This window comes from Pseudomonas sp. MWU349 (genome assembly GCF_017947325.1).
Classification (GTDB): Bacteria; Pseudomonadota; Gammaproteobacteria; order Pseudomonadales; family Pseudomonadaceae; genus Aquipseudomonas; species Aquipseudomonas protegens.
The window spans coordinates 293,239-304,401 of record NZ_JAFEVP010000008.1; the positions used below are offsets into that span (position 1 = coordinate 293,239).

An 11,163-nucleotide genomic window follows, 5' to 3' on the forward strand; every position below is an offset into this window, starting at 1 on the left:
GGAAGCCTGCCATGTTGAGTCGAACCGCTTCGGACCTGTACTGGATGTCACGCTACCTGGAGCGCGCGGAAAACCTCGCGCGGATGCTCGATGTCAGCTATTCCCTGTCGCTGATGCCCCAGGACGGGCGCGGCGATGGCCTTCACGAGCTGGCCATGCCACTGCTGATCACCGGCACCCTGGAGGATTACCACGCCCGCCACCAGGCCTTGCACGCCGAGCAGCTACTGCAGTTCTTCGCCCTGGACCCGGCCAACCCCGCCAGTATCTACAGTTGCCTGGGATCGGCCCGCGCCTGTGCCCATGCCGTGCGCGGGCGGATCACCGCCGACATGTGGGAAAACGTCAATGCCACCTGGCTGGACATCCACCAGATCGCCAGCCAGGGCCTCAGTGCCTATGGCATGAACCGCTTCTGCGAATGGATCAAGGAGCGCTCCCATCTGTTTCGTGGCGCCTCCTACGGCACCATCATGCGCAACGATGCCTTTCGCTTTATCCGCCTGGGAACCTTCATCGAACGTGCCGACAACACCCTGCGCCTGCTGGACGCACGCTACGAGATGGCCGGCGACCAGGCCGATGCGGTCTGCGACGGCACCGCCCATGCCTATTACCAGTGGAGTGCGTTGCTACGGGCCTTGTCATCCTTCGAGGCCTACACCGAGGTCTATCGCGAGGCCCCCGGCGCCCGGCATGTGGCCGAGCTGCTGTTGTTGCGCGCCGACGTGCCGCGCTCGCTGCGGGCCTGTACCGAGGAGATCGACCAGATCCTCGCCAGCCTGCCTGGGGACAATGGTCGCCCGGCCCAGCGCCTGGCGGCGGAGATGGATGCACGCCTGCGCTACATCGGTATCGATGAGATTCTCGACGAAGGCCTGCACGCCTGGCTGACCGACTTCATCCCCCTGGTGCGCCAGTTGGGCAACGCGATTCACCGCTCTTACCTGGAGGCGGCATGAGACTGTCCGTGAGCCATGAAACCACTTATCGCTACGCCGATCCGGTAGGCACCAGCATCCAGTACCTGCGCCTGACACCCCACGACAGCGAGCGCCAGCAGGTGCTCTGCTGGCAGTTGGATCTGCCACGACCGGTGCGTGCGCAACGGGACCCCTTCGGCAACATCCTCCACGTACTGACCCTGGACGAGCCCCACGAAGCAGTGATCATTGGCGCCCGTGGCCAGGTGGATATCGATGAGCTGCGCGAGGCCGAGCATGAATGCCAGTCGCCCTTGCCGTTCCTGCGTTTCACCCGTCTGACCGAGGCCGATGTCCAGCTGCGCGAGTTCGCCGGCCGGCAATGCGCAAGGCGGCGTGATCGCACAGGGTTGATCGACCTGATGCATGGGCTGCACCAGCTCATGGTCTATACGCCTGGGGCAACGGACGTGACCACCAGCGCGGCGCAGGCATTCGCCGGGCGCGCCGGAGTCTGCCAGGACCACACCCACGCCTTCCTTGCCTGTGCCCGTAGCCTGGGCGTTCCGGCACGCTTTGTTTCCGGGTATCTGTACCGCGAGGACAGCGGGCAATTACTGGGCCACGCCTGGGCCGAAGCCTGGCTGGAAGGCGCCTGGTACAGCTTCGATGTGACCCACCAACTGGCGCGGCCCGAGCGCCACCTCAAGCTGGCGGTGGGCCTGGACTACCTGGATGCCTGCCCGGTACGCGGCATGCGCCGGGGCGCCGCCGGTGAGCAGATGCACGCCAGGGTGCTCCAGCAGTAACCCGCGTTTTCGCCAGGAGCCGGCTTGCCGGCGAAGGCGCCGAAGGTGGCACAGAGGGTGTCGCAAGGTTCAGGGAACCTGCTTGCGCCCTGCCATGTGCCTGAGATACCCCAGCAGCAGGTCCAGCTCCTGATCCGGCAGGACGTTGTTGTTGAACCCGGGCATCTTCGCCTGCGGCCAGCGCCTCATGCTTTGTGGATCTCGGATATAGCGCTTGAGGAAATCGCCGCTGAAATACTCGGTGGGGCTGTAGGGGATGTTCAGGTCCGGACCGAACTGTGAATCGCCGGCACCGTTGAGGCGGTGGCAGGCCAGGCAGTTTTTCTGGAACAGGGCAAAGCCCTGGTTGATCGGATCAGTGGCCACCAACTGCGGATCCGGAAGCAGGGCCGGGAAGCGCTGCGCCACTGGCTCCAGGCGCTGGATGCGCGCCACTTGGAACGGCCATTGCTCCGGGCTGATATGCCCGGCGGCAGGATTGGTCCACACCAGATAGAAAGGCCCGGCGCTGGGTTTGTCGGCAGCCAGCGCAGGCCAGGGCCGGCTCGGGTCCTCCACGGCCAGCCAGGCCTGGGCGCCCTGGCGTTCAAGCAGCGGCGCGGCGCTGAGCTCTGCGGCAAAGCCGTCCAGGGCCACGGCTTGAAGATGGTCTTCGGCCTTCAGGCCCTTGAGCAGGGTCGCCATGGGCACGGCGCGGTACTGCATGTCGCGCTGGTAGGACACGTCGTTCTTGATGGTGATGGTCTGGGCCTGGGGGTGCTTGAGCAGTTCTTCGGTCTGCCAGGTGTGGCTGGCGGAACCCAGGTCGATCAGCAGTTGCGCGGCGTGCAGCGGGCTGCTCAGCAGCAGGGCAGCGCCAAGGAGGAGTACTTTCAATTGATGGCCGTCGGGTCGTCGTCAGTGGGTTCGTCGCCGGGAAGCACGTCGTCCGGTCGCGACACATGGTCGAACAGGGCGTCCCGGAGCTCTTCGTAGTTGCCGCCGTTCACGATACCGAAATAGCCGTGCTTGACCAGCGTGTCTTCGGCTTCAAGGGCGTGCTGGTTGGTGTCGCTGTAGATCACCACGGTGGCGTTTGGGTCCAGCACCACTTTGCGCAACTGATAGGCCAGGCCCTCGGCGCTGATGCCGGTGCCGTCCTCCAGTTCGAGATTGACCTGCAGCGAGTTGTGCACGTTGCCGGCGGCAAAGTCGCTCTCGTTGCGCAGATCGAGAATCAGCGCCCCATCATTGATTTCGTCCACCGCGCGGTTGACGTCGATGATTCCGGCGTGAGCGTGAAAGGCGCTCAGGAGTGTGGCGAGTGCAATCCAGTGGCGCATGAGTCTTCCCCTTGGTGTTCCTCAGGAAGACTGGCACACAAGTCCGTGCCCCGGTAGGAACCGGGGGACAATTTTCCGTCTCGTTGATCGAGCAGCCACAGATCAGCCGATCACTTTGGTGAGATTGGGCAAGATCAACAGCAGTGTGGTTGCGAAAAGAATGAGCCCCGCCTGACGTACTTTCGAATGCTTGAACATGGCTGAATGCCTTTTGTTGTTATTCCTGAGCGTCAATGCATGCCGGTGGATGAACTCCATTACTCGTCACTATGAACCGGCTATGTGTCCTTTTTCTTACTTGCTCCAGTGCAGAATCCGTCTGGAGCTTCCTACAGTTTCTACCTTAGGGGCCTTGAATCCTCTGGCTTAGATCCAATTCATATGAATTTATATTTTTGATTTATTAAAAGGCTATATATCGGCCCGGGCGTGCCTTGGTCGCCCTCTGGCTAGACAGCTCGCGACCCTTCATCGGCAGAGCCCTTAGCCGCCTACCGTTCGTCTGAGCGTCGGCGTCAAGGCGGCTGAGCGCATCGGTCATTGAATCCGACGCTGCCGCGCCTAAGGTGGGAGCTCGACATTTTCCCCTGCACAGCGGTTCGAGGACGTCATGACCCAAGCTTTGATATTCGATGCGTTACGCACGCCCCGTGGCAAAGGCAAGGCCGATGGCGCCTTGCACAGCGTGAAACCGGTGAACCTGACCGCGGGCCTGTTGCGGGCCCTGCAGCAGCGCTGCGAACTGGACACCAGCCAGGTGGACGACGTGGTCCTGGGCTGTGTGACGCCCATCGGTGATCAGGGCGCCGATATCGCCAAGACCGTGGTCCAGGCTGCGGATTGGGATATAAGCGTGGCGGGGGTGCAGATCAATCGCTTCTGCGCTTCCGGGTTGGAGGCGGTCAACCTGGGGGCGATGAAGGTGCGTTCCGGGTTCGAGGAACTGGTGGTGGTTGGCGGCGTCGAGTCCATGTCGCGGGTGCCCATGGGCAGCGACGGCGGGGCCTGGGTGCTGGACCCGGAGACCAACCTGCACAGTCATTTCACCCCCCAGGGGATTGGCGCCGACCTGATCGCGACCCTGGAAGGCTTCTCCCGGGAGGACGTCGACCGCTTCGCCCTGCACTCCCAGCAGAAGGCCGCCCGCGCCCGGGCTGGCGGGGCCTTTGCCAAATCCCTGGTGCCGGTGCAGGACCAGAACGGCATCGTTTTGCTGGACCATGACGAGTTCATTCGCGCCGATTCGACCCTGGAGGGCCTGGGCAAGCTCAAGCCGAGTTTCGAGATGATGGGGCAGATGGGCTTCGATGCCACGGCGCTACGGGTCTACAGCCATGTGGAGCGGATCGACCATGTGCACACCCCCGGCAACAGCTCGGGCATCGTCGACGGCGCGGCGCTGATGCTGATCGGCTCCGAAGCCAAGGGCCGCGAGCTGGGGCTCAAGCCCCGGGCGCGCATCGTGGCCACAGCGGTCACCAGCACCGACCCCACCATCATGCTCACCGGCCCGGCGCCGGCCACCCGCAAGGCCCTGGCCAAGGCCGGGCTGCGGGTCGAGGACATCGACCTGTTCGAGGTCAATGAAGCCTTCGCCTCGGTGGTGCTCAAGTTCATCAAGGACATGGCCATCGACCCGGCCAAGGTCAATGTCAACGGCGGCTCCATCGCCATGGGCCACCCGCTGGGGGCCACCGGCTGCGCGATCCTCGGCACCTTGCTCGATGAGCTGGAAACCCGGCGCCAGCGCTATGGCCTGGCGACCCTCTGTGTCGGCGGCGGCATGGGTATCGCCACCATCATCGAACGCCTCTGAGCCCCGACTTCAAGGAGTCCCTTTCATGACCGATGCCATCCGTTACGAAAAAGGCCAGGACCAGATCGTCGTCCTGACCATCGATATGCCGGGCCAGAGCGCCAACACCATGAATGCCCTGTACCGCGACGCCATGGCCGGTGCCGTGGCGCGCTTGCAGGCCGAGCAGGAATCGATTGCCGGAGTGATCATCACCTCGGCGAAAAAGACCTTCTTCGCCGGCGGCGACCTCAATGAGCTGATCAAGGTCGGCAGGCCCGAGGCCAAGGCTTTCTACGACATGGTGCTGGCCCTCAAGGGCCAATTGCGGGCCCTGGAAACCCTGGGCAAGCCGGTGGTCGCTGCAATCAATGGTGCGGCCCTGGGCGGCGGCTGGGAAATCTGCCTGGCCTGCCATCATCGCGTTGCCCTGGACGATAAATCGGTACAGCTCGGCCTGCCGGAAGTCACCCTGGGCCTGTTGCCTGGCGGCGGCGGGGTGGTGCGCATGGTGCGCATGCTAGGCCTGGAAAAGGCTTTGCCCTATCTGCTGGAAGGCAAGAAAGTGCGCCCGCAGCAGGCGTTGCAAGCTGGCCTGATCGATGCCCTGGCGACGGACCGCGACGACCTGCTGGCCAAGGCTCGGGCCTGGATCCTCGCCAACCCGGGCGCGCAACAGCCCTGGGATGTGCGCGGCTACCAGATCCCTGGTGGCACACCGTCGAACCCCAAGGTTGCGCAGATGCTGGCCATCGCCCCCTCGATTCTGCGGACCAAGACCCAGGGTTGCTTCCCCGCGCCGGAAAAGATCCTCTGCGCTGCGGTCGAAGGCGCCCAGGTGGATTTCGACACCGCGCAACTGATCGAGACCCGTTACTTCACCGAGCTGACCACAGGCCAGGTGGCGAAGAACATGATCGGCACCTTCTGGTTCCAGCTCAACCAGATCAATGCCGGCAGCTCACGGCCAAAGGGCGTGCCGCCGCAAGTCACGAAAAAGCTCGGGGTGCTTGGCGCCGGCATGATGGGCGCGGGCATTGCCTATGTCAGTGCGGTGGCGGGTATCGAGGTGGTGCTCAAGGACATCAGCCCCGAGGCGGCCGAGAAGGGCAAGGCCCACTCGGCGGCGCTGCTGGAGAAAAAGGTGGCTCGCGGGCAGTTGAGCCGTGAGCAGCGGGACGCCACCCTGGCGCGGATCCGCACCACCGCCGAGGATGCCGACCTGGCCGGTTGCGACCTGATCATCGAGGCGGTGTTCGAGGATCGCGAGCTCAAGGCCAAGGTCTCCCGGGCTGCGCAGCAGGTGGTCGGCGGTGACGCGGTGATCGCCTCCAACACTTCGACCCTGCCCATCACCGGCCTGGCTACGGCAGTGCCGAACCCGGACAAGTTCATCGGCCTGCATTTCTTCAGCCCGGTGGAAAAAATGCCTCTGGTGGAAATCATCAAGGGTGCGAAAACCAGCGATGAAACCCTGGCCCGCGGCTTCGACTTTGTCTTGCAGATCAAGAAGACACCGATCGTGGTCAATGACAGCCGCGGCTTCTTCACCTCCCGGGTGTTCGGCACTTTCACCAACGAAGGCATCGCCATGCTCGGCGAGGGCATCGCGGCGCCGATGATCGAGACCGAAGCGCGCAAGGCCGGGATGCCGGTGGGGCCGCTGGCAATTTCCGACGAGGTTTCCCTGAGCCTGATGAGCCATATCCGCCAGCAGACCGCCAAGGACCTGCAGGCCGAGGGCAAGCCGGCCATCGAACATCCGGCATTTGCCGTGATTGATCTGCTGCTCAACGAATACAAGCGCCCGGGCAAGGCGGCCGGTGGTGGTTTCTACGATTATCCGGCCGGTGCCCAGAAGCATTTGTGGCCGCAACTGCGCACGCGCTTCTACAAGGCCGATGGGCAGATCTCGCCCCAGGATGTGCGGGATCGCCTGCTGTTCGTCCAGGCTATCGAGACCGTGCGTTGTGTGGAGGAGGGAGTGTTGCACTCCACGGCGGACGCCAACATCGGCTCGATCTTCGGCATCGGCTTTGCCGCCTGGAGCGGGGGCGCCCTGCAGTTCATCAATCAGTACGGGGTGCAGGATTTCGTCGCCCGGGCGCAGTACCTGGCCGAGCAATATGGCGAGCGTTTCCGGCCGCCGACGCTGCTTCTGGAAAAGGCTCGCCTGGGCCAGTTGTTCTGACACCGACAGGCGCTCAATGAGCTGATCCGGGGCTTGCCTTGCCGTGGTATTTCAAGGCAGGCTCTGGACTGTTCATTATTGCCATCGCCTTGTCAGGAATTTTTTATGTCGCTACGCATCTGCATTCTTGAAACCGATATCCTGCGTCCCGAACTGGTCGATCAATATCAGGGTTACGGGCAGATGTTCCAGCGCCTGTTTTCCCAGCAGCCCATCGCTGCCCAATTCAGCGTCTACAACGTGGTCCAGGGGGAGTACCCCAGCGATGACCTGGAATTCGACGCCTATCTGGTGACGGGCAGCAAGGCCGACTCGTTCGGTACCGATCCCTGGATCCAGACCCTCAAGACCTACCTGCTGGGGCGCTACGAGCGTGGCGACAAGCTGTTGGGCATCTGCTTCGGCCATCAGTTGCTGGCCTTGCTGCTGGGGGGCAAGAGCGAGCGCGCGAGCCAGGGCTGGGGTGTCGGTACCCACAGCTACAAGCTGGCGGCCAAGGCGCCGTGGATGAGCCCGGTGGTGGAGGAGCTGACGTTGTTGATCAGCCATCAGGACCAGGTTACCGCCTTGCCGGAGAACGCCACGGTGATCGCCTCCAGTGATTTCTGCCCGTTCGCGGCCTACCACATCAATGATCAGGTGCTGTGCTTCCAGGGCCACCCCGAGTTCATCCATGACTATTCCCGCGCCTTGCTGGACCTGCGCCAGGAGTTTCTCGGCGAGCAGATCTACCAGAAGGGCGTGGCCAGCCTTGAGCGCGACCATCACGGCACCACTGTGGCGGAGTGGATGATGCGCTTCGTCGCTCACAAGCCCGAGGCTGCCTGAACCCGGCCATGGCCCTGCTGCAAGGGGCAGGGCCGTTGCTCCTTCAGAGCCAGCCGGAACGCTTGAAGCTGGCCCAGAGGCCGACACAACCCACGCTGATAAAACCCAGGACGCCAAAGTAGCCGTAGTGCCAACTCAGCTCCGGCATGTTCTGGAAGTTCATCCCGTAGATCCCCGCCACCGCCGTCGGAAACGCCAGGATCGCGGCCCAGGCGGCGAACTTGCGTTGCACGATGCTTTGCCGTGAAGCCTCCAGCAGTACGCCGATCTCGATGGTCTGGCTGGCGATATCGCGCAGGGTCGAGAGGTCTTCCATCTGCCGGGTGACGTGAATCTGCACATCCCGGAAGTACGGCCGCATGTTCTTGTCGATAAAGGGAAAGCTGAGCTTCTGCAGTTCTTCGCTGATCTCCACCATGGGCGCGACGTGCCGGCGCAGGCGCAGCACGTCGCGGCGCAGGCCGTGCAGGTGCTGGATGTCCCGTTCGTTCAGCGAGTCGCAGAGGACGTTGCGCTCCAGCTCGTCGATTTCCGCATGGATGGCTTCGCTGACCGGCTGGTAGTTCTCGGTAACGAAGTCCAGCAGGGCATAGAGCACGAAGTCTTCACCGTGCTCCAGCAGCAGCGGGCGCGCCTCGCAGCGCTGGCGCACGTAGCCATAGGAGGCCGAGTGGCCGTTGCGCGCGGTGATGATGTAGCCGTTGCCGGCAAAGATGTGGGTTTCGATGAACTCCAGCTTGCCCTGATCGCGCACCGGCGAATAGGTGACGATGAACAGCGCATCGCCGAAGGTTTCCAACTTCGGCCGGCTGTGCTTTTCCAGGGCATCCTCGATGGCCAGCTCATGCAGGTTGAACTGGCGCTGCAGGTTGGCCAGCTCGTGGGCGTTGGGTTCTTCCAGGCCGATCCAGACAAAGTGGCCGGGCTTGGCGGCCCAGGCGGCCCCTTCGTCGAGGCTGATATCCGTGACTTTCTTTCCGCCGCTGTAGACGGCGGCAGCAACAACTCTACCCATGGTTCCGGTTCACTTCTTCTTATCAAGGGAGGCGGTGACAGATCAGGTGCAGCTTAGCCTGCAATGCTCCATCAGAGTCACTGGCCGCGAGGGAGTTCGCGGACAAATAAAAGCCCGCGCAAGGCGGGCTTTTTGTGGGGCCGGGGTTCAGGCGGCCTGCAGCTGGCGGTCCATGCTGGCGATGCACTCGCGCATCTGTTCGCGACACTGTGCGATCAGCAGTGGCATGTCGTCCAGGGTCAGCCCGGCCGTGGGAATGGCGGGCAGCGAGCGGATCAGGATTTTGCCGCTGTTCCAGCGATCCAGGCGCATGTGCTTGATGTAGCTGCTGACGCACACCGGGACTATGGGCACGCCGGCGGCGATGGCCATCTGGAATGCACCTTTCTTGAAGGGCAGCAGCTCTTCCCCGAGGTTGCGGGTGCCTTCCGGGAAGACCCAGATCGAAGTGTCCTTGTGCTGCAAGGTGTGGGTGGTGGTGAGCATCGAGCGCCGGGCCTTGTGCGGGTTGCCACGGTCGATCAGTACGTTGCCTGCCAGCCAGAACAGCTGGCCGAACAGCGGCACCCATTTCAGGCTCTTCTTGCCAATGCACACGGTGCGTCGTGGCACCACGTTGCCAAACACGAACAGGTCGTAGTTGGACTGGTGGTTGGCGATGATCACGCAGCCCTGGGGCTTGTCCATCAGCGGGCCGACCTCGGCCTTGACTCGCAGGCGCAGGATGCACATCGCCGGCCAGGCGTAGAGACGGGCGCACAGGCGGCTGTTGTCCGGGTTGAACGGGCGACACAGGCCGAGCAGCAGGCCCAGGCTGCCTGCCAGGATAAAGTGCAAGCCCATCAACGACATACGAAGCAGATACAGCATCTAAACGGCCCACCCGGGGACAAAGGGTGGCGCAGTGTACGGATGTGCACTGTTTTCGGCAATTACCGTTCTCAGCCGGGAGATGGGCGATGTTTAAGTGCATGTTTCCAGCAATGCTGGCGATGGTGATCTAGAGCGGTCGCGGCGGGGTGGCAAGGCACGCAGTAAAAAGCCCGGCGCGAAGGCCGGGCTGGTTCAGGTAGCTAATCCGCGGGTTTCAGCCCAGGTGCGCCTGGTCCTGGATGATCGCGTTCTCCAGAGCATCCAGCAGCGCCTTGCGCACTTTCAGCTTGGTGTTCTTGTGCGCCACCATGTTGATCTTCTTCAACTGGCGTGCAGCGGCCAGGGCGGCGCCTTGCAGTTCATCGGGCGCTACCACCTTGTCTAGGAAGCCGGCATCTACCGCGCTTTGCGGGTCGAACATCTCGCCATTGATCACCGAGCGATGGAATGCCGAGCGACGCAGGCGGTCACGGGCCAGCTCAATGCCCGCGTGGTGCATGGTCATGCCGATCTGCACTTCATTGAGGCCGATGCTGAAGGGGCCTTGGACACCGATGCGATAATCCGCCGACAGCAGCAGGAACGCGCCCTTGGCCACTGCATGCCCCGGGCAAGCGACGATCACCGGGTAGGGGTGGGACAGCAGGCGGCGGGCCAGGGTCGAACCCAGGGTTACCAGAGCCACGGCCTCCTTGGGGCCGGTTGTCATGACCTTGAGGTCGTAGCCGCCGGAGAGAATCCCCGGCTGGCCGGTGATGATCACCACCGCGCGATCGGCAGTAGCCTGATCCAGCGCCGCATTAAAGGCGGCAATCACGTCCGGGGAGATGGCATTGACCTTGCCATTGCTCAAGGTCAGGGTCGCGATACCGTCTTCGAGATGGTAGGAAATCAACTCACTCATGACGCAATTCCTTGTATTGAAGTGCTGCAGACGTTACCCACCACGGTAGCTGCGGTAAAGCGCCATGACTGACTGGTGAGTCAGCCACGAGGCCGGTTAGGGCCCTGCATCACACAGCGGGTAACGCATGGTTTCTTCTATAGGGTTGTGGGCAAGGCTGAAGAATGGCCGGTTTGCCTTATTGCATGGGGGCAGCATTGCCCTTGGTTGGGGATCGAGCTTAAGCGCATGAAAATTCTGAAAAAAAAGTTTGCCATCTGAAAAGCTATCGACTACATTAGCGCGCCTCGACAGACTGAATCGGTTTGAAGAGATACGGTGAAGTGTCCGAGTGGCTTAAGGAGCACGCCTGGAAAGTGTGTATACAGGAAACTGTATCGAGAGTTCGAATCTCTCCTTCACCGCCACATTCTACAAACACAAACCCCCGACTTTCCTAAAGAAAGTCGGGGGTTTGTGGTTTTTGGCGTCTGAAAAATGGCCCGATGGAGCGGGTAGGGGGC

General features: G+C 62.6%; 11 protein-coding genes and 1 tRNA gene. 6 read left to right on the top strand and 6 right to left on the bottom strand.

Annotated features, from left to right (window positions below; translation table 11 throughout):
• Positions 1 to 11: 11 nt before the first annotated feature.
• Complete coding sequence (locus tag KCG88_RS28810; protein WP_047284791.1) at positions 12 to 962, top strand: alpha-E domain-containing protein; 951 nt, start codon at positions 12 to 14, stop codon at positions 960 to 962.
• Positions 959 to 1,732 (top strand): transglutaminase family protein, encoded by a 774-nt coding sequence (locus KCG88_RS28815; protein WP_047284792.1) that lies wholly within the window; start codon positions 959 to 961, stop codon positions 1,730 to 1,732. The genes KCG88_RS28810 and KCG88_RS28815 overlap by 4 nt, the downstream gene beginning before the upstream one ends.
• A 69-nt stretch (positions 1,733 to 1,801) precedes the next feature.
• Here KCG88_RS28815 and KCG88_RS28820 read toward each other — a convergent pair whose 3' ends face one another.
• The 3 genes from KCG88_RS28820 to KCG88_RS28830 form a co-directional block, all read right to left on the bottom strand.
• Positions 1,802 to 2,608, bottom strand: a complete 807-nt coding sequence (locus KCG88_RS28820; protein ID WP_210713628.1) for a cytochrome c — start codon at positions 2,606 to 2,608, stop codon at positions 1,802 to 1,804.
• Entirely contained in the window at positions 2,605 to 3,054 is a 450-nt protein-coding gene (locus KCG88_RS28825; RefSeq protein WP_011060155.1) for a rhodanese-like domain-containing protein, read from the bottom strand. Before KCG88_RS28825 ends, KCG88_RS28820 begins: the two co-directional genes overlap by 4 nt.
• Before the next feature lie 102 nt (positions 3,055 to 3,156).
• Positions 3,157 to 3,312, bottom strand: a complete 156-nt coding sequence (locus tag KCG88_RS28830) for a hypothetical protein (protein WP_158498105.1) — start codon at positions 3,310 to 3,312, stop codon at positions 3,157 to 3,159.
• 352 nt (positions 3,313 to 3,664) lie between these two features.
• On the opposite strand from KCG88_RS28830, the gene KCG88_RS28835 reads away from it, so the two are divergent.
• The 3 genes from KCG88_RS28835 to KCG88_RS28845 all read left to right on the top strand — a co-directional run bounded on the left by KCG88_RS28835 (position 3,665) and on the right by KCG88_RS28845 (position 7,868).
• Positions 3,665 to 4,870, top strand: a complete 1,206-nt coding sequence (locus tag KCG88_RS28835; protein ID WP_210713629.1) for an acetyl-CoA C-acetyltransferase — start codon at positions 3,665 to 3,667, stop codon at positions 4,868 to 4,870.
• Between the two features lie 25 nt (positions 4,871 to 4,895).
• Positions 4,896 to 7,040, top strand: coding sequence for a 3-hydroxyacyl-CoA dehydrogenase NAD-binding domain-containing protein (locus KCG88_RS28840; RefSeq protein ID WP_210713630.1), 2,145 nt, complete (start codon positions 4,896 to 4,898; stop codon positions 7,038 to 7,040).
• Between the two features lie 105 nt (positions 7,041 to 7,145).
• The gene (locus KCG88_RS28845; RefSeq protein WP_047284799.1) at positions 7,146 to 7,868 is read left to right on the top strand and encodes an amidotransferase; all 723 of its coding nucleotides are present in this window, start codon (positions 7,146 to 7,148) and stop codon (positions 7,866 to 7,868) included.
• Between the two features lie 43 nt (positions 7,869 to 7,911).
• On the opposite strand, the gene KCG88_RS28850 is transcribed toward KCG88_RS28845, so the two are convergent.
• From KCG88_RS28850 to KCG88_RS28860, 3 genes are all read right to left on the bottom strand, one after another.
• Positions 7,912 to 8,883 (bottom strand): magnesium and cobalt transport protein CorA, encoded by a 972-nt coding sequence (locus KCG88_RS28850; RefSeq protein ID WP_011060159.1) that lies wholly within the window; start codon positions 8,881 to 8,883, stop codon positions 7,912 to 7,914.
• Between the two features lie 147 nt (positions 8,884 to 9,030).
• Positions 9,031 to 9,753: a 1-acylglycerol-3-phosphate O-acyltransferase gene (locus KCG88_RS28855; protein WP_011060160.1), complete on the bottom strand. Its 723-nt coding sequence runs from the start codon at positions 9,751 to 9,753 to the stop codon at positions 9,031 to 9,033.
• A 217-nt stretch (positions 9,754 to 9,970) separates the two neighbouring features.
• Entirely contained in the window at positions 9,971 to 10,660 is a 690-nt protein-coding gene (locus KCG88_RS28860) for a crotonase/enoyl-CoA hydratase family protein (RefSeq protein ID WP_210713631.1), read from the bottom strand.
• Positions 10,661 to 10,977: 317 nt separating this feature from the next.
• Here KCG88_RS28860 and KCG88_RS28865 point away from each other — a divergent pair.
• Positions 10,978 to 11,067: transfer RNA gene (locus KCG88_RS28865), tRNA-Ser, on the top strand.
• Positions 11,068 to 11,163 lie beyond the last annotated feature (96 nt).